This window comes from Streptomyces sp. NPDC004610 (genome assembly GCF_040609715.1).
In the GTDB taxonomy this organism is placed as follows: Bacteria; Actinomycetota; Actinomycetes; order Streptomycetales; family Streptomycetaceae; genus Streptomyces.
In genome coordinates, this window is record NZ_JBEXLA010000022.1 from 38,399 (window position 1) to 57,038 (window position 18,640).

Genomic DNA, 18,640 nt, shown 5'->3' on the forward strand with positions numbered 1-18,640 from the left:
CGGTGAGGCGCCTGTTAGAAAGGCGTCATGCTGCTGCATCTGCGCCTGATCACCCCGGCCGACCGGACGGCCGACGTGGTCCGACTGATCGAGAACACCGTCGGCACCACCCATCTCGTGGTGATGGAGGGCGCCGCCCGCAACCCGCGCGGCGATGTCGTGATGTGCGATGTCGCCCGCGAGGCCGGTGACGAACTGCTCACCGGCCTCCAGGGACTGGGCATCGAGGACACCGGCTCGATCTCCGTGGAGAACATCGATCTGTCGCTGTCCAAGCGCGGCACCAAGGCCGAGGCGGAGGCTCCCGGCGAGGCCGCCGACGCGGTCCTGTGGGACCACCTGACCGACGCCACCCACGAGGAGTCCACCCTCTCCGTCACCTATCTCGCGTTCATCACCCTGGCCACGATGATCGCGGCCTGCGGTGTGGTGCTGGACAACGCGATCCTGATCGTGGGCGCGATGGCGGTCGGCCCGGAGTTCGGTCCGCTGGCCGGGATCTCGACCTCCATCGTGCAGCGCCGGCCCCGGCTGGCCGCCCGCTCCCTGATCGCCCTGCTGGTCGGCTTCGCGGTGGCGATGATCGTGACGGTCGGCTTCAGCGTCTTCATGGACGCCGTGGGGCTGTTCACCCGGGAGCAGTTGGAGGGCGAGCGCCCGCAGACCGGGTTCGTCTACGCCCCGGACTGGTTCTCGTTCGTCGTCGCCGTGCTGGCCGGTGCCGCGGGCACCCTCTCCCTCACCTCCGCCAAGTCCGGCGCCCTGGTCGGCGTCGCCATCTCCGTCACCACCATCCCGGCCGCCGCCAACGCCGCCGTCGCCTTCGCCTACGGCGACCCCGGCCAGACCTGGGGCTCCACCGAGCAACTCCTCCTCAACCTCCTCGGCATCCTCCTCGCCGGCACCGCGACCCTGCTGGCCCAGAAGTGGTTCTGGTCCCGCACCCGGGCGGCCAAACGCTCCTGACGGACCCACAGCACCTCCACCCTCCGAAGAAAACCGTTGTCCCGTACAACCCTTGAGCCCCCATGCTGGTCTCCTGATCGCCGACCGCGCCGTGCACCACGGAAGCGCTCCCGAGCACTTCCCGGTGAACGTGTGCCGCGGTCCGCACCCCATCCTTCGCGGACGCCCGCCAGGCGTCCCCGCATGCAGCAGGAGAACCCGCATGCACCAGAGACCCAGACTCGCCCTCGCCACCGCCGTCGCCGCGGCCCTGACGGGCGGTCTGCTCACCTTCACCGCCGCCCCGGCCACCGCCGCGGACTCCACCCACGTACCGGGCGCCGACTTCAACAAGGACGGCAGGGCCGACCTCGCCACCTCCGCCCAGGCCGCCCACGTCTCCGGCAAGAAGGAGGCCGGGCAGATCGTCGTCCTGTACGGCACCGGCACCGGCGTCACCAGCAGCAAGCGCACCGTCATCAGCCAGAACACCACCGGCGTCCCCGGCTCCGCCGAGACCGGCGACGCCTTCGGCGCCAAGGCCGCCTACGCCGACTTCAACGGCGACGGCTACGACGACCTCGTCGTGGGCACCCCCGGCGAGGACATGGGCAGCGACAAGGACGGCGGCACCGTCATCCTCCTGTGGGGCTCCTCCGCCGGGCTCACCGGCAGGAGCGCCACCATCGCCGACCCCTCCCCCGGCTCCCACGACCGCTGGGGCAACACGGTCGCCGCGGGCGACTTCGACGGCGACGGCCGCGCCGACCTCGCCGTCGGCACCACCTCCTCGACCGTCCACATCCTCAAGGGCGGCTTCTCCTCCTCCGGCACCCCGGGCAAGGGCCGCTCCACCCTCAAGCCGCCCGTGATGTCCGGCACCGGCCTCGGCCCGCTCAACCTCACCGCGGGCGATGTCAACGGCGACCGCATCACCGACCTGGTGGTCGACGGCTACGAGACGGCCAGCGACCAGGGCTGGAACCGCAACTACCTCTTCCCCGGCTCCACCAGCGGCCTGCACACCAACACCTGGCAGCGGATCAAGGCCGGCATCGTCACCGCCATCGGCGACATCAACCGCGACGGCTACGGCGACATCGTCAGCGGCGCCGTCTGGGAGGCCGCCGACGGCTACACCCACCCCGAGACCAGCGCCAAGGGCGGCACGGTCTGGGTGACGTACGGCACGCAGGACGGCCCCGGCCGGGTCACCTCCATCACCCAGGACACGGCGGGCGTCCCCAGCGTCTCGGAGACCAAGGACCGCTTCGGCCACGAACTCGACCTCGGCGACATCAACGGCGACGGCTATCTCGACCTGGCCATCGGCACCGTCTACGAGAACATCGGTGACGACGACGACACCGGCATGGTCACCGTCCTGTACGGCGGCTCGAGCGGTCTGCGCACCACCGGCGCCCAGTCCTTCACCCAGGACACGGCCGGAGTCCCCGGCACCAACGAGGACAACGACGGGTTCGGCATGGACGTCAAGCTGGACGATGTCACCGGCGACCGCCGGGCCGACCTGATCGTGGGCTCCGGCGAGAACGGCGGCGACGGCGCGGTGACGTACCTCCCGTCCAACGGCTCCCGGATCACGGCCACCGGCTCCCGGGCGATCTCCGCCCCCGCCGCCGGTCTGTCGACCACGGGAACCCCGTTCTTCGGCGCCAACTTCGCCGACTGACCCCGGCTGACATCAAGGCAAGAGCGGTCCGCGGCCTCCCCGGCCCCGGACCGCTCACCTCACCAGCATCTACCGCACCCGGCGACTATCTACCCCAACGCCGACTTCACCGCGTCCGCCAGCCGCCCCGCCACCGTCCGGGCCTGCTCGATGTCCTGCGCCTCCACCATCACCCGCACCAGCGGCTCGGTCCCCGACGGCCGCAGCAGGACCCGCCCGCTGCTGCCCAGCTCCCGCTCCGCCTCCGCGACCGCCGCCGCCAGATCCCCTGACGACGACACCCGTGACCTGTCCACATCGGGCACATTGATGAGGACCTGCGGCAGCCGCTCCATCACCTTCGCCAGCTCCCGCAGCGACACCCCGCTCTGCGCGACCCGCGCCGCCAGCATCAGCCCGGTCAGCGTGCCGTCACCCGTGGTGGCGTGGTCGAGGATGATGACATGCCCGGACTGCTCGCCGCCGAGGGCGTACCCGTGCTCCTTCATCTCCTCCAGTACGTACCGGTCCCCCACCCCGGTCTGCACCACGGCGATGCCCTCGCGCTCCATGGCCAGCTTGAAGCCCAGATTGGACATCACGGTCGCGACCACCGTGTCCGCCCGCAGCGCGCCCCGCTCCCGCAGGGCCAGCGCCAGCACGGCGAGGATCTGGTCGCCGTCGATCTCGGCACCGGTGTGGTCCACGGCGAGGCACCGGTCGGCGTCCCCGTCATGGGCGATGCCGAGGTCGGCGCCGTGCTCGATGACGGCGGCGCGGAGCTGGTCGAGGTGGGTGGAGCCGCAGCCGTCGTTGATGTTGAGCCCGTCCGGCTCGGCACCCAGGGTGACGACCTCGGCACCGGCCCGTGAGAACGCCTCCGGGGAGACCCGGGCCGCCGCGCCATGGGCCTCGTCCAGGACGATCTTCAGGCCGTCGAGGCGGTTCGGCAGGACGCCGATCAGATGGGCGACGTACTGGTCGAAGCCCTCGACATACTCGCGGACCCGGCCGACGCCGGCGCCGGTCGGCCGGTCCCAGGGGGCGCCGGTGCGGTGCTCCTCGTAGACGGACTCGATGCGGTTCTCGATGTCGTCGGGGAGTTTGTGGCCGCCGCGGGCGAAGAACTTGATCCCGTTGTCGGGCATGGCGTTGTGGCTCGCGGAGAGCATGACGCCCAGGTCGGCGCCGAGCGCGCCGGTGAGATAGGCGACCGCCGGGGTGGGCAGCACCCCCACCCGCAGGACATCCACCCCCGCGCTGGCCAGGCCCGCGACCACCGCGGCCTCCAGGAACTCCCCGGACGCGCGCGGATCCCGCCCCACCACGGCCGTCGGCCGATGGCCCGCGAAGGTGCCCGCCTCGGCGAGTACATGGGCCGCCGCGACCGACAGCCCGAGCGCCAGCTCGGCCGTCAGATCCGCGTTGGCGACACCGCGTACGCCGTCCGTCCCGAAGAGTCGTCCCACTGGTCCTCCTGAGGAAGCGTCAGTACCGGAAGCCGTGCGGGTGCGGCCCGCGCACGCGTCTCCCACCTCCAGGCATGCCTGCGATGCCTGGCCGTCCGATCACACAAGCCGATCACGTCAGCCGATCACGTCAGCTGATGGCGCACCAGCCGATGGCATCAGCCGATCACACAAACCTTTGAGCGTCTTGTGCCGTTATACGCCTGCGTCCGCAAGAAAACGAACGCCCCGGCGGCACAGTGGCGTGCCGTCGGGGCGTTCGGAGTACGAGCAGACCAGCCTGCGGCTTAGCGCTTGCTGTACTGCGGGGCCTTGCGGGCCTTCTTCAGACCGGCCTTCTTGCGCTCGACCGCACGGTCGTCGCGGCGCAGGAACCCGGCCTTCTTGAGCGCGCCGCGGTTGTTGTCGACGTCGGCCTCGTTCAGGGCGCGGGCGACACCGAGGCGCAGGGCGCCGGCCTGGCCGGAGACACCGCCACCGGCGATGCGGGCGACGACGTCGTAGCGGCCTTCGAGCTCCAGCACCTTGAAGGGCTCGTTGACTTCCTGCTGGTGCACCTTGTTGGGGAAGTAGTCCTCAAGGGTGCGACCGTTGATCTTCCACTTGCCGGTGCCCGGGATGATCCGGACGCGGGCGATGGCGTTCTTGCGGCGGCCCAGGCCCGCGGCGGGCTGGGGCTCACCGAAGTGCGAGGCGAGGGACTCGGAGGTGTACTCACCCTCCACGACGACCTCGGACTCGGTGGTGTAGCTGTCGATGTCAAGCTCTTCGAGCGGCTGCTCGGCAGTGGTCTCGGCCACGATGCTCCTCAGATTCTGTTCAGTCTTAGGGGGTGGCCGGAATTACTGCGCGACCTGGGTGATCTCGAACGGAACCGGCTGCTGCGCAGCGTGGGGGTGGTTCTCGCCGCGGTAGACCTTCAGCTTGGTGAGCATCTGACGGCCCAGGGTGTTCTTGGGGAGCATGCCCTTGACGGCCTTCTCGATGGCCTTCTCGGGGTTCTTGTCCAGCAGCTCGTCGTAGCGGACGGAGCGCAGACCACCCGGGTAGCCGGAGTGGCGGTAGGCCAGCTTCTGGGTCCGCTTGTTGCCGGACAGGTGCACCTTGTCGGCGTTGATGATGATGACGAAGTCACCGGTGTCGACATGCGGCGCGTAGATCGGCTTGTGCTTGCCGCGGAGAATGGCCGCTGTGGTGGAGGCGAGACGGCCCAGGACGACGTCCTGAGCGTCGATGACGTGCCACTGGCGCGTCACATCGCCGGGCTTGGGGCTGTACGTACGCACGGTTCGTAGCCTTCGCTTCGAGTGAATGGTCCTGACAAGGTCACCGAAACGATCACGACAGCCTGGTCCCACGGCGGCGACGCATACCGCGTTGTGGAGTCGCTGGTCATCGGCCCGGTGGACCGGTGTAAGGGCCCGTCCCGTGAGAGTGAGCAAGCCAATACACAACGAACCAGCAGGATACCTGGGCTGCATTTGACGGTCAAAACGAGCGCCCACCCGCCCCTAGCAGCACAGAACGTTACTCCGCAACCACGTATCGCGACGCCACCCCCTGTTCCCCGGGCCGAACCACCCCCGGATGTCTCTTTTGCCGGTGATAAGCGGTCGTGGACGGTGGCCGGAGGAGCGAACGCCGCGACCGGCAGGGCTTGTTGAGCCGGGCCGCCCGTTCGCCCGGCCCGTCTAAGATGCGGCCCATGAGCTACGGGCAGGGGGGACCCCAGTCCCAGTGGGATCCCTGGAAACCGCATTCCCAGCAGCCCTGGAACAGCGGCGGCGACGACGGCACACCTGACTGGGCCGCCCTCGCCGAGGCGTCCGAGGCCCGCAACAAGCGCCGCCGTCTGCTGTTCATCGGCGGCGGCGCCCTCGCCACCATCGCGATCGGTACGGCGGTGGCGGTGGCCGTGGTGTCCGCGAACGGCGACAGCGGGTCACCGGACCGCTCCGGTGCGCAGCTGCCCTCGACGGCGGACATCCCGAGCGGCTCGGGACCGGCCCCGTCGTTCGAGCCGACCAGCGCGCCGCCCCCGCTGGACCCCAAGGACTTCATCGCCAGCAAGGACAAGGACAAGGCCCCGCTCAGCGCGGAGAGCCTGTTCCCGGGCACCCAGCTGACCATGGGCGACACCGTCTACAAGAAGGGCCCGACGGCCGACACCAGCAACTGCGCCTCGGCCGCCCAGGGCACCCTGCCCAAGGTCCTCGACGACAACGACTGCACCCGGCTGCTGCGGGTCTCCTACGTCAAGGACGGGGTCGCGGTGACGGTCGGGGTGGCCGTCTTCGACACCGAGGCGCAGGCGACCCGGGCCAAGGACCAGTCGGACGAGGACAGCATCGTCAGCGCGCTGACGGGCGGCGGGATCGAGCAGTTCTGCAACTCCGCGGTCTGCCGCTCCACGACGAACGCCTACGGCCGGTACGCCTACTTCACGGTGGCCGGTTTCACCGACGGCAAGGACGTCACCACCGAGGACACCGCCGTCTTCTCCACCGGCGACGACCTGGCGGAGTTCGCCTTCCGCCAGATCCGCCGCCGGGGCGAGGCCCAGGCATCCACCGAGGCCGCCGCGGACTGACCCGTCCCCCGCCCCGAGTGACAATCTCCACATCACACGGGACGGGGCAAAGAGGGACAGTCCGCACGGATGCGACGCCGACTCGGCCTGCTGCGGACCCGAGGAGCCGGAGACCCCTGCCCCCACCGACCCGCGCGACCGCGATCCGAGAGCGAGCGCCGAGCCCCCCGACTCCCCCGGCAAGCGGAGCGCGCCGACGCCGCTACGGCGCCTGACGGATCGTCGCGGAGCCCCCTCCCCCTCCCCCTCCCCCCTCCCCCGAACAGGGCGCGGCACAGCGCACAACACAGCGCACAACCGGACACTCTGGCCGAAACACCACGGACACTCCGGACCCTGTGGGCACAGTCACTCCCGTACGAGAACCTCGCGGAGCCCTGGCGGAAAAACGCTGCTGGGGATGTGAAACGGACCTCCTACTCTTCCCGCGCGATCACGACACAAGCCTTCGTCTGAGCATTTTTTACCCACAGATTCTTCGCAACCGTTTCATAGACCACTCACACGTGCGAGTATCGTGCTCTTGTTCGGTCCGAGCTTTGGATGCCTAGGGGGGCTTCTGAGCGGTATGGGGCCGAGTGCGCCAAAAGAAGGCGTTGGGGGGGCAGGGAACCCACGTGAATGCGCCATGGCATGCCCCGGTGTGCCATGGCCGAGATCTGTCGCTGCCTCAACGCACCACCGATCTCAGGGGAGTTCCGCAGTCGACATGGCATCGTCACTGGTCAACGGGGGAGTGTCGCCTTCGCGACAGAGCCAGAAACTGGCCAAACGTACGGCGTCCTGGAAGCCGGGCATCCTCCCGTTCCTGCTGCCCTTCGTCCTCCTGACCTTTCTCGGGCTGTGGACCTACCGCCCGAGCACCACCGCGCTGAGCTGGGTCCTGACCGTCGTCTGGTCCCTGCCCGTCGCCGGTGTGCTGGTCGGTATCCAGGGCGCCTGGCTGATCCGCCGCCGGGTGCGCAAGAGCGACCGGATGACCCCGCCGGCCCCGGCCGAGCAGGACTTCCTCATCGCGCTCTGTCCGACCATCGGACGCCACGACACCTATCCGGCGCTGGAGCGCTCGATCCTGTCCTATGTGGAGCACCTCCCGGAGTACTTCCCGTATCTGCGGGTCGACATCCTCACCGAGGAGGGCTGCGAGGCCGCCGAGGCCATCGACCGGCTCGCCGACTCCCACCCGCTGATCCGGGTGATCACGGTGCCCAAGGACTACGTCCCCGCCAACGGCACCCGCTTCAAGGCCCGCGCCAACCACTACGCCCATGAGCTGCGTATCGCGGAGGGCGAGGCACTGGACTACGTCTGGGTGCTGCACATGGACGACGACACCGGCGTCGGCCCCGACACCGCCGCCGCGCTGGCCCAGTTCATCAACCGCCAGCGGCGGGCCCACCCCGACAAGGCCAAGCACATGGCCCAGGGGATCCTGACCTACCCGCGCGAGAACGCGGTGAGCATGTTCACCTGGCTCGCCGACGCCGTCCGCCCCGCCGATGACATCGCCCGTTTCCGGGCGCTGACCGGCCTCGGCACCCCGGCCGCCGGGGTGCACGGCGAACTGCTGGTGCTGCGGGCCTCCATCGAGGCGGAGATCGGCTGGGACTTCGGCCCCAAGGAGATCGTCGAGGACGCCCGGCTCGCCCTGACCTTCTGCCGGAGGTACCCCGGCCGCAGCGACTGGTTCAACGGCCGCTGCTACGGCGCCTCCCCCGCCAACGCCAAGGACTTCATCAAGCAGCGGGAACGCTGGGCCTGGGGTCTGGTCGCCCTGTGCTTCAACCGGGCCGTGCCGCTGCGCTACCGCTGGTTCCTCTCGGTCTGTGTGACGACCTGGATCCTCGGCCCGCTCCAGCACATCGGTGCCGTCCTGCTCATCGGCTGGCTGCTGAACGACATGAACACCTCCCCGGTGACCCAGTCCGTGGTCATCCTGTGGGCCCTGAACTTCGCCTATGTCATCTGGACCTACTGGGAGGGCCTGCGGCTGAACGCCCTCGCCTCGGTCAGCGGACGGCGCAAGTGGTGGGAGCCGATCGCCGTGGTCGCGATGATCCCCGTGTTCTCGGTCCTGGAGGGCCTCGGCGGTCTGCGCGGCTTCGTGAAGTTCGCCAAGCGCGAGGAGAACAAGTTCGTCGTGATCGCCAAGCCCGCCTGATCCGCCCGGCCGACCCCCGGAAGACAACTGACATGCGTTCACGACTGCCGCTGCTCGCCATTTTCCCGGTGACCGTGCTCACCGTGGTGCTGGCCACCCCCTTCGTCCTCGGTGACCATCCCGTGCGCTGGGAGTCCGGCTCCCGCCTCCCGGAGATCGTGCTCAACGACTCCGAGGCCCCCTCCCCCACCCCGCGCACCCCCGGTGCACCCGCCGGCTCCGGCACCGACACCGGCTCCGCCCCCGCCACGGCCTCCGGCCTCCAGGTCGCCGAGCCCTGGAAGGAGGGCATGCCCCAGTGGGGTGTGCAGATCTACTGGGAGGAGGAAGAGAAGAAACGTTCCGCCAGCTTTATCGAGGCCCAGGCCCGCAAGCAGGCCAAGTATCTGATCGGGCTCGGCGCGAACTCGGTGTCGGTGTCCTTCCCCTTCTTCACCGAGGGCATCACCTCCGACACGCTCTCCACCGGCCCCAAGACCCCCTCCCCCGAGCGGCTGTCCCGGGTCCTGACGGTCTTCGAGGACGCCGGCTTCCGCACCACCGTCCGCCCGATCATGGACGAGGCGGCCCTCGACCCGCCCGAGGGCTGGCGCGGCAACATCGAGCCCGACTCCCGCTCCGCCTGGTTCGGCTCCTACGGGGAACTGCTGACGCCCTACCTCAAGGCCGCCGACAAGCTGAAGGCCGACACCTTCGTCATCGGCACCGAGCTGAACTCCATGGAGGGCGACCCGGGCTGGACACCCCTGGTCGCCGACGCCGAGGAGATCTACTCGGGCGAGGTCGCCTACGACGCCAACTGGGACAACTACGTCTCCGGCCGGATCGACATGCCGGTCAGCCATCTCGGCGTCGACGCCTACTTCCCCATCAAGGTCCCGGACAGCGCCTCGGTCGACGAACTCGTCGACGGCTGGAACACCTGGCTGGACAAGAAGGACACCGGCGAACTGCCCAATCTCACCATCGCCGAGGCAGGCATCGGTGCCATGGACGGCGCCTACCACGCCCCCGGCGACTTCTACACCAAGCGGGCCGTCAATCCCGAGGTGCAGGCCACCTGGTACACCGCCGTCTGCGAGGTCGTCCAGGAGCGCCGGATGAAGGGCGTGTACTGGTGGTCGATCTGGTTCGACGACGACCCCAACACCCCGCCCGACGACGAGGTCGCCTCCCGGCTCGACTTCGCCGGACGCCCGCTCACCGAGAAGGCCGTGAAGTCCTGCTTCGGCTCCGACTACGCCGGCCCCGGCACCGACACCGCTAGCTGACCCGAGGAATCATGCAGGAAGCCATCATCCTGGTGGGCGGCAAGGGAACCCGCTTGCGCCCGCTGACCAACCACACCCCCAAGCCGCTGCTGAACGTGGCGGGCTCCTCCTTCATCCGGCACCAGATCGCCAAGCTGATGGACGCCGGGGTCGGGCACGTGGTGTTCGCCACCTCCTACCTCGCCGCCCTCTTCGAGGACGAGTTCCGCGACTTCTCCCAGGACCTGGACATCTCCTACGCCGTCGAGGACGTGCCGCTGGGCACCGGCGGCGCGATCCGCAACGCCGGACGCCTGCTGCGCGGCGGACCGGACGACCCGGTGCTGATCCTGAACGGCGACATCCTCTCCGGCGTCGATCTGCGGGGCCTCCTCGCCGCCCACCGCGAACGGGACGCGGAGGTGACCCTGCATCTGACCCGGGTCGCCGACCCCCGCGCCTTCGGTCTGGTGCCGACCGACGACCACGGCCGGGTGCTGTCCTTCCTGGAGAAGCCCAAGACCGCCGCGGAGTGCGTCACCGACCAGATCAACGCGGGCTGCTATGTCTTCCGCCGCTCCGTGCTCGACGCCATCCCCGGCGACCGCGAGGTCTCCGTCGAACAGGAGACGTTCCCCCGGCTCGTCGCCCGCGGCGGCCGGGTCCACGGCCACACCACCGCCGACTACTGGCGCGACCTCGGCACCCCGCTCGCCTTCGTCCACGGCTCCGCCGACCTGGTCACCGGCCGGGCCCGCTCCCCGCTGGTGGGACCGCCCGCCGAGGCCCTGATCCACCCGACCGCCCAGGTAGACCCGACCGCCCGGGTCCTCGGCGGCTCGGCCATCGGCCCGCACGCCGTCCTCGGACCGGACGTGGTGGTCGACCGGTCCATCGTCGGCGCGCACGTCACCCTCGGGCCCGGCGCCCGTATCGAGGAGTCCGTCGTGGACCACGACTCCGCCATCGGCGCCCGGTCGGTGCTCCGCGAGGCCGTCGTGGGCTGCCATGCGGAGGTCGGCGCGGACAACGAACTGCCCGCCCAGCTCCGGCTGGCCTGCGGCATCCGTATCCCCGCCCAGGGCGTCCGGGTCAGCGGCACGGCCGCCGCCTGCCCGACGGTCCACTGAGACCGCCCGTCCTTCCACGGCTCGACCGGTCCGTCAGTTACTGGAGAAACATGTCCCGCCACCGCACCAAGGAAGTGGAGACCGAGCGTCTCCGCAAATACCGCCCTGACATCCAGGGCCTGCGTGCCGTCGCCATCCTGATGGTGGTCAGCATGCACTGCGGACTCCTCGACATCCACGGTGGCGTGGACGTGAGCTTCGTCCTGAGCGGCTTCCTGATCGGCAGCCAGCTCTTCGCCGAGATCGACAGAACCGGCAAGGTCTCACTGACGAAGTTCTGGGCCCGGCGTTTTCGCCGTATCGCACCGCCCATGGCCATCACCATCGTCATCACAGCGGTGGTCTCCTGGATCTACGTCAGCCCGTTCCGCTTCCGTGAGTACATGTCCGACGGACTCGCCGCGTCGGTCAGCCTCATCAACTGGCGTCTTGTGGAGACCGGCACCGACTACTTCGCCAACGACGGCAGCCAGTCCCCGTACCAGCATTTCTGGTCGCTGGGTATCGAGGAGCAGTTCTACGTCGTCGCCCCGGTCACGCTGGTGGCTCTGGTGTGGCTGAGCCGTCTCCTCTTCCGGAACCGGGTCTTCGTCGCGCTGGCGCTGATCGCCGTGGTGGCCGGTTCGTTCTTCATGGGCTACACCGCCACGCCCGACAACCAGCCGCTGGCCTACTTCAGCACCCATACCCGTATCTGGGAGATCACCTTCGGTGTGCTGCTCGCCCTGTGGGCACCGGCACTGTCCCGGATGAGCACGGGACTTGCGACGGTGATGACCTGGCTGGGGCTGGGCACCATCCTGGTCACGGCCATGCTCATCAGCGAGGAGACCCCCCTGCCGGGCTACGCGGTGGCCGGCCCGCTGCTGGGCGCCGCCCTGGTCATCGCCGGCGGCTGCGCGGCTCCCCGCCTCGGCGCGGAGAAGGTCCTCGACAATCCTGTGTTCAACTTCATCGGCAACGTCAGCTATGGCTGGTACCTCTGGCACTGGCCGCTGCTGATCCTGTGGCCCAGCATGGTCGAGCGGGAGTTCACCTTCCAGGACCGGCTACGGGTGGCGGTCCTGTCCTTCCTGCTGGCCGTGGCCATGCACTACATGGTCGAACGGCGTTTCCGGAACAACGTCAAGCTTGTCCTCACCCCCTGGCGCGGTGTGATCACCGGCGGGGCACTCACCGCCTCCACCACCGCCGCCATGGTGATCGCCCTGCACGTAGTGCCGCTCAACCTGTCGCTCAACACCTCCGAGGACTCCGCATCGGCAACGGGCTTCCAAGGCACCGAGTCCGTCCGGACAGCCGTCGGGCAACGGGCGGCCCCCAGAGTCGGGGAGAGCAACCTGCTGGCGGCCCCGGACGATCAGACCGAGCACGGCTGCATCGACAACACCGAGATCAAGACCTTCGTCATGCGTGACAACTGTGTCATCGGTGACCCCGACGGCAAGATATCGGTCGCCGTCATCGGCGACTCCCACTCATGGCAGTGGGGCAACGCCCTCCATGAGATCGGCAAGAAGTACCGGGCCAGGATGGTCACCCTGGCGAAGGGCGGATGCAGCCCCGAGGCATACAAGATCACGCGCGAGGATCTCGGACGCGAATACACCGAATGCGTGTCCTGGCGGAAGTCCGCCCTGGAGTACATCGGCAAGATGCGGCCGGACGTCGTCGTGATCACCAACCGGGCCCAGCCGACCGCCACCCGCGAGGGCGCCGAGGAGTCCTTCGACACGCTGAGGGCCACCGGCGCGGACCTCGTCTATCTGACGGACACGCCCTACCCGGGCTTCAGCGTCCCGGACTGCCTGGCCGAGAACGCCGACGAACTGGCTTCCTGTAGCCCGAAGGCCGAGGACGTCATCGACAATCCGGAGGTTCGCGCCATGGAACGCGAGGTCGCCGAGGAGCACGGCGCCACGGTCATCGACACCATCCCCGCGTTCTGCGCGGACGGGTACTGCCCCGCCGTCGTCGGTGGCAAGGTGGTCTACTTCGACTACAGCCATATGACCGGGAGCTACGCGCGCACGCTGGTTCCGTTCCTGGAACCGACCTTCGAGAAGGTGCTGAGCAAGAAGTAACCCCTACTGGAAGGCGCGGCAAGGCTCCCGACCCCCGGTGAGCCTCAATGCACCCGCCCCCGCACCCGCCGCGCCTCCAGTTGCCGCCGCCCGAGCAGCTCATCGGCCGGGTACGCGACCTCCTCCAGCGTCAGCCCGTGCGGTCGCACCACATGCACCGCGCTGTCCCGCACCCCCGCGTCCAGCACCGCCCGCGGCCACTCCACCCCCCGGTGCCCGTCCCCCACGAACAGCAGCGCCCCCACCATCGATCGCACCTGGTTGTGGCAGAAGGCATCGGCCCGCACCTCGATCTCCACGACCCCGGCCTCCGTACGCCGCACCCCGAAGTCGAAGATCTCCCGCACGGTCGAGGCCCCCTCCCGCTTCTTGGCGTACGCCGCGAAGTCATGCTCCCCCACCAACGACTTGGCGGCGGCGTCCATCACCCCCACGTCCAACGCCCAGTCATGCCACAGCACATGGTTCCGCAGCAGCGGATCGACGCCCCCCGGCGCGTCCCCCACCCGGTACACATAGCGCCGCCACAACGCGGCGAACCGTGCGTTGAACCCCTCGGCCGCCTCCCGCGCCCCCCACACCCGCACATCCCTGGGCAACCGCCCGGCCAGCCGCTTCAGCAGCTTCTCCCGCTGCTCCCCCCACACCTGAACCGGCAGATCGACATGCGCCACCTGCCCCCGCGCATGCACCCCCGCATCCGTCCGCCCGGCCACGGTCAGCTCGTACGACACACCCCCCGACCGCGTGACGGTCCGCAGCGCGTCCTCGATCTCCCCCTGGACGGTCCGCTGCCCCCCGGCCTGCTTGGCCCACCCCCGGAACCCGGTCCCGTCGTACGACAGATCGAGCCGCACCCGGACGAACCCGTCCGGCACCTCGTCACTCACCAGACTCCCTCTCCACCCACAAAGGAAAGCGGGCCCGCCCCTGAAAAGGAACGGACCCGCCGAAGAACACTTACGCGTCCTTGGACTCCTCGGCCGGAGCCTCGTCGTCACCCTTGGTCACATCGACCTTGGCGTCCTCGACCTTGGCGTCCTCGACGACCTCGGTCTCGTTGACCGCCTCGGCCGCCTCGGCGTCCTTCGCGGCACGCGCGGTCGCGGCCTCGGCCTCACCGACGGCCGCCTGCTGCACCGTCAGCGCCTCGACCAGCTCGATGACCGCCATGGGCGCGTTGTCGCCCCGACGGTTACCGATCTTGGTGATCCGGGTGTAGCCACCCGGACGGTTCTCGTAGCGCGGGCCGATCTCGGTGAAGAGCGTGTGGACGATGCTCTTGTCCGTGATCACCTGGAGCACCTGACGGCGGTTGTGAAGGTCGCCCTTCTTCGCCTTGGTGACCAGACGCTCGGCGTAGGGCCGCAGCCGGCGGGCCTTCGCCTCGGTGGTGGTGATACGACCGTGCTCGAAGAGCGCCTTCGCGAGGTTCGCGAGGAGCAGCTTCTCGTGCGCGGCGCTGCCGCCCAGACGGGCACCCTTGGTGGGCTTCGGCATGATGTCTCTCCTGTGTCTCTGCCCCGGCCGTATCAGGTACCGAGGTCAGTATCCGAGCGGGCGGTCGCCCGTCGAAGATCCGGGCGCCGTTTCAGACGTCCGGAAGGGCCCACGCCCAGGGGCGCGAGGAACTGCGCGACCAGCCACAACGGTCCCGCAGCCACAAACGGTCAGTACTGCTCGGTCTCCACAAACCCGGCGTCCGCGTCATCGTCCGCCCCAAAGGCGTCCGCCGCAGCGGTCGGGTCGAACCCGGGAGGCGAGTCCTTCAGCGCCAGACCCATCCCGGCGAGCTTGGCCTTCACCTCGTCGATGGACTTCGCACCGAAGTTGCGGATGTCCAGCAGATCCGCCTCGGACCGCGCGACCAGCTCACCCACGGAGTGGATGCCCTCACGCTTGAGGCAGTTGTACGACCGAACGGTGAGCTCCAGCTCCTCGATCGGCAGCGCCAGATCCGCGGCGAGGGCGGCGTCCGTCGGGGACGGACCCATGTCGATGCCCTCGGCGTCGATGTTCAGCTCGCGGGCGAGACCGAACAGCTCGACCAGCGTCTTACCGGCCGACGCCATGGCGTCACGGGGACGCATGGCCTGCTTGGTCTCGACATCGACGATCAGCTTGTCGAAGTCGGTGCGCTGCTCGACACGCGTGGCCTCGACCTTGTACGTGACCTTCAGCACCGGCGAGTAGATCGAGTCGACCGGGATCCGGCCGATCTCCTGACCCACCTGCTTGTTCTGCACGGCGGAGACATAACCGCGGCCACGCTCGACCGTCAGCTCCATCTCCAGCTTGCCCTTGCCGTTGAGCGTGGCGAGGACCAGGTCGGGGTTGTGCACCTCGACACCGGCCGGGGGCGCGATGTCGGCGGCGGTGACCAGACCCGGACCCTGCTTGCGCAGGTACATCACCACGGGCTCGTCGTGCTCACTGCTCACGACGAGCTGCTTGATGTTGAGGATCAGGTCGGTGACGTCCTCCTTGACGCCCGGCACGGTGGTGAACTCGTGCAGCACGCCATCGATCCGGATGCTGGTGACAGCCGCACCGGGGATCGAGGAGAGGAGGGTCCGGCGGAGGGAGTTGCCGAGGGTGTAGCCGAAGCCCGGCTCCAGCGGCTCGATCACGAACCGGGAGCGGAATTCGTCGACGACCTCTTCGGTCAACGAGGGACGCTGAGCGATCAGCATGTTTCTGTTTCCTTCAGTCAGGGGCGCCCGCTATTTGACGCCCTGATGCACTACTAAGGGTACGGGCGATACGGCGGAAAGAGCCGTACCGCCCGAAAACCTCAAACGCGCCCGGTGATCAGACCCGGCGGCGCTTCGGCGGCCGGCATCCGTTGTGCGGCGTCGGGGTGACGTCCTGGATGGAGCCGACCTCAAGGCCGGTGGCCTGGAGGGAGCGGATCGCGGTCTCACGACCGGACCCCGGGCCCTTCACGAACACATCGACCTTGCGCATGCCGTGCTCCTGGGCGCGGCGGGCGGCCGACTCGGCGGCCATCTGCGCGGCGAACGGCGTGGACTTCCGGGAGCCCTTGAAGCCGACGTGGCCGGCGGAGGCCCAGGAGATCACGTTGCCGGACGGGTCCGTGATGGAGACGATCGTGTTGTTGAACGTGCTCTTGATGTGCGCGTGGCCGTGAGCGACGTTCTTCTTTTCCTTGCGGCGCACCTTCTTGGCAGCGCCCTGACGACCCTTGGGGGGCATCTGTACTCCTACGGGAGGTGGTCGGTCCTACAGCGAAGACCGCTGGACGGCGAGTCCGCTGCGGACTACTTCTTGCCCGGCTTCTTCTTACCGGCGATGGCGCGACGCGGACCCTTGCGGGTGCGGGCGTTGGTGCTGGTGCGCTGACCGCGGACGGGCAGACCGCGACGGTGACGGAGACCCTGGTAGCAGCCGATCTCCACCTTGCGGCGGATGTCGGCCTGGATCTCACGACGGAGGTCACCCTCGGTCTTGATGTTGTTGTCCACGTACTCGCGGATCGCGACGAGCTGCTCCTCGGAGAGGTCGCGAACGCGGGTGTTGGGGTCGACGCCGGTCGCAGCCAGCGTCTCCTGCGAGAGGGTCCGGCCGACGCCGAACACGTAGGTGAGGGCGACCTCCACACGCTTTTCGCGCGGGATGTCAACACCGGAAACGCGTGCCATTCAATGGCTCCTGGTGATCGTCGGAGGTCTTCCGCAGAACCGACTCCCAACCGCCGTCCTCACCCACATCACATCCGGATGATTTGGTACGGACTGGGTCCCCGGCCTCCGAGCCGGGGGTGTCGAGCCGCTTGCGACGGCTCGGGTCCTGCGTATGAACATTTTCAGCTCGCGTCGCGCGAAGTCTCTGCGATGGAGGCAGAGGGGATGGTCGCTGAGATCAGCCCTGGCGCTGCTTGTGGCGCGGGTTCTCGCAGATGACCATGACCCGGCCGTGACGGCGGATCACCCTGCACTTGTCGCAGATCTTCTTGACGCTCGGCTTGACCTTCATGGGATTGAGGTTCTCCGGGTCAGTTGCCGACGGCCCCGCGAGAGATCACGAGGCGTGGGCAAGATCTACTTGTACCGGTAGACGATCCGGCCACGGGTCAGGTCGTACGGAGACAACTCCACCACGACCCGGTCGTCAGGGAGGATACGGATGTAGTGCATCCGCATCTTGCCGCTGATGTGTGCCAGGACCTGGTGGCCGTTCTGGAGCTCGACCTTGAACATCGCGTTAGGCAGAGACTCGACGACAGTGCCCTCGATCTCGATGGCACCTTGCTTCTTGGCCACGCTTCGCCCTTCGGAATCGACTACCTTGATCGACCCCGGCGCTTCTCCCCTAGTTTCCTGAGGGGCGCATACAGACATGCGGGCGCACGAGAGCCGACGAGTCAGTCTACGCCAAGCACACCCGTAAAGACGAATCGCTCAAGTCTGCCCGCGGACGGAGATCCTTATGCCAGCGGATCGGGAGCTGCGGTGACTCCGTACTCGGCGAGCTTGGCCCTGCCCCCGTCCGGGGCCGTGAGCACCAGCGGTCCGTCCTCCGTCAGGGCGACGGAGTGCTCCCAGTGCGAGGACCAGGTGCCGTCCGTGGTGATCACGGTCCAGTCGTCCTCCAGCACCTTGGTCCGCGGGGTGCCGAGCGACACCATCGGCTCGATGGCCAGGCAGAACCCGGGCACCAGCTTCGGACCCTTGCCCCGGCGCCGGTCGACGTAGTTCAGCAGATGGGGGTCCATGTGCATCTGGGTGCCGATGCCATGGCCGCCGTAGTCCTCGATGATCCCGTAGCGACCGCCGCCGGGCTTGGGCTGGCGGCGGATGTAGGTCTCGATGGCCCGCGAGATGTCGACCAGCCGCGCGCCCTGCTTCATGGCGGCGATCCCGGCCCACATGGACTCCTCGGTCACCCGGGACAGCTCGACCAGCTCCGGAGCGTGACCGGAGCCGACGAAGGCGGTGAAGGCGGCGTCCCCGTGCCAGCCGTCCACGATCGCGCCGGCGTCGATGGAGATGATGTCCCCGTCCTTCAGCACCACGCTCTCGGACGGGATCCCATGGACGACGACATCGTTCGCGGACGTGCAGATGGTGGCGGGGAAACCGCCGTACCCGAGGAAATTCGAGGTCGCGTTGTGCTCGGCGAGCACCTTGCGGGCCACCTCGTCCAGATCCCTGGTCGACGCCCCCGGCACAGCCGCCTCCCGAGTCGCCGCATGAATGGCGGCCACGACCAGCCCCGCCGCCCGCATCTTGGCGATCTGCTCGGGATTCTTGATCTGCACCATAAGAACAACGGCCTTCCTGCACCGGAAAACGGACTGCCAGCAATCCTACGGCGAC

18 protein-coding genes are annotated in these 18,640 nt (G+C 68.7%); 7 read left to right on the forward strand and 11 right to left on the reverse strand.

The genetic code is table 11. The annotated features are described in order from the left end of the window. The first annotated feature begins 30 nt into the window (after nt 1–30). Both ABZX40_RS23825 and ABZX40_RS23830 read left to right on the forward strand, forming a co-directional pair. The gene (locus ABZX40_RS23825) at nt 31–966 is read left to right on the forward strand and encodes a DUF389 domain-containing protein (RefSeq protein ID WP_355741729.1); all 936 of its coding nucleotides are present in this window, start codon (nt 31–33) and stop codon (nt 964–966) included. Nucleotides 967–1,168: 202 nt separating this feature from the next. Continuing rightward, nucleotides 1,169–2,638, forward strand: a complete 1,470-nt coding sequence (locus ABZX40_RS23830; protein ID WP_355741637.1) for an FG-GAP and VCBS repeat-containing protein — start codon at nt 1,169–1,171, stop codon at nt 2,636–2,638. Between the two features lie 89 nt (nt 2,639–2,727). On the opposite strand, the gene glmM is transcribed toward ABZX40_RS23830, so the two are convergent. From glmM to rplM, 3 genes are all read right to left on the reverse strand, one after another. Continuing rightward, complete coding sequence (gene glmM / locus ABZX40_RS23835) at nt 2,728–4,086, reverse strand: phosphoglucosamine mutase (RefSeq protein ID WP_355741635.1); 1,359 nt, start codon at nt 4,084–4,086, stop codon at nt 2,728–2,730. A gap of 287 nt (nt 4,087–4,373) precedes the next feature. Then, a complete protein-coding gene (rpsI, locus tag ABZX40_RS23840) occupies nt 4,374–4,886 on the reverse strand; it encodes a 30S ribosomal protein S9 (protein WP_355741633.1) in 513 nt (170 codons plus the stop codon). 42 nt (nt 4,887–4,928) lie between these two features. After that, a complete protein-coding gene (gene rplM, locus ABZX40_RS23845; protein ID WP_355741631.1) occupies nt 4,929–5,372 on the reverse strand; it encodes a 50S ribosomal protein L13 in 444 nt (147 codons plus the stop codon). 419 nt (nt 5,373–5,791) lie between these two features. Between rplM and ABZX40_RS23850 the strand changes: the two genes are divergently transcribed. From ABZX40_RS23850 to ABZX40_RS23870, 5 genes are all read left to right on the forward strand, one after another. Continuing rightward, nucleotides 5,792–6,676, forward strand: a complete 885-nt coding sequence (locus ABZX40_RS23850) for a hypothetical protein (RefSeq protein WP_355741629.1) — start codon at nt 5,792–5,794, stop codon at nt 6,674–6,676. Between the two features lie 709 nt (nt 6,677–7,385). Further along, nucleotides 7,386–8,837, forward strand: a complete 1,452-nt coding sequence (locus tag ABZX40_RS23855) for a glycosyltransferase family 2 protein (RefSeq protein ID WP_355741627.1) — start codon at nt 7,386–7,388, stop codon at nt 8,835–8,837. A 32-nt stretch (nt 8,838–8,869) separates the two neighbouring features. Continuing rightward, the gene (locus ABZX40_RS23860) at nt 8,870–10,108 is read left to right on the forward strand and encodes a hypothetical protein (RefSeq protein ID WP_355741625.1); all 1,239 of its coding nucleotides are present in this window, start codon (nt 8,870–8,872) and stop codon (nt 10,106–10,108) included. An 11-nt stretch (nt 10,109–10,119) separates the two neighbouring features. Further along, a complete protein-coding gene (locus tag ABZX40_RS23865; RefSeq protein WP_355741623.1) occupies nt 10,120–11,217 on the forward strand; it encodes an NDP-sugar synthase in 1,098 nt (365 codons plus the stop codon). A gap of 50 nt (nt 11,218–11,267) precedes the next feature. Beyond that, a complete protein-coding gene (locus ABZX40_RS23870) occupies nt 11,268–13,301 on the forward strand; it encodes an acyltransferase family protein (protein ID WP_355741621.1) in 2,034 nt (677 codons plus the stop codon). Between the two features lie 44 nt (nt 13,302–13,345). Here ABZX40_RS23870 and truA read toward each other — a convergent pair whose 3' ends face one another. The 8 genes from truA to map all read right to left on the reverse strand — a co-directional run bounded on the left by truA (nt 13,346) and on the right by map (nt 18,585). After that, nucleotides 13,346–14,191, reverse strand: a complete 846-nt coding sequence (gene truA, locus ABZX40_RS23875) for a tRNA pseudouridine(38-40) synthase TruA (RefSeq protein ID WP_355741619.1) — start codon at nt 14,189–14,191, stop codon at nt 13,346–13,348. Between the two features lie 70 nt (nt 14,192–14,261). Beyond that, the gene (rplQ, locus tag ABZX40_RS23880; protein ID WP_355741617.1) at nt 14,262–14,801 is read right to left on the reverse strand and encodes a 50S ribosomal protein L17; all 540 of its coding nucleotides are present in this window, start codon (nt 14,799–14,801) and stop codon (nt 14,262–14,264) included. Nucleotides 14,802–14,971: 170 nt separating this feature from the next. Next, nucleotides 14,972–15,994: a DNA-directed RNA polymerase subunit alpha gene (locus tag ABZX40_RS23885; protein ID WP_003966937.1), complete on the reverse strand. Its 1,023-nt coding sequence runs from the start codon at nt 15,992–15,994 to the stop codon at nt 14,972–14,974. Nucleotides 15,995–16,112: 118 nt separating this feature from the next. Next, nucleotides 16,113–16,517 (reverse strand): 30S ribosomal protein S11, encoded by a 405-nt coding sequence (gene rpsK / locus ABZX40_RS23890; RefSeq protein WP_003956432.1) that lies wholly within the window; start codon nt 16,515–16,517, stop codon nt 16,113–16,115. Between the two features lie 65 nt (nt 16,518–16,582). After that, on the reverse strand, nt 16,583–16,963 hold the full coding sequence (gene rpsM, locus ABZX40_RS23895; RefSeq protein ID WP_355741614.1) for a 30S ribosomal protein S13: 381 nt from the start codon (nt 16,961–16,963) through the stop codon (nt 16,583–16,585). A 220-nt stretch (nt 16,964–17,183) separates the two neighbouring features. Then, entirely contained in the window at nt 17,184–17,297 is a 114-nt protein-coding gene (gene rpmJ, locus ABZX40_RS23900; RefSeq protein ID WP_003998809.1) for a 50S ribosomal protein L36, read from the reverse strand. Between the two features lie 65 nt (nt 17,298–17,362). Beyond that, nucleotides 17,363–17,584, reverse strand: coding sequence for a translation initiation factor IF-1 (gene infA, locus ABZX40_RS23905; protein WP_003948620.1), 222 nt, complete (start codon nt 17,582–17,584; stop codon nt 17,363–17,365). 164 nt (nt 17,585–17,748) lie between these two features. Further along, nucleotides 17,749–18,585: a type I methionyl aminopeptidase gene (gene map / locus ABZX40_RS23910; RefSeq protein WP_355741612.1), complete on the reverse strand. Its 837-nt coding sequence runs from the start codon at nt 18,583–18,585 to the stop codon at nt 17,749–17,751. Between the last annotated feature and the right edge of the window lie 55 nt (nt 18,586–18,640).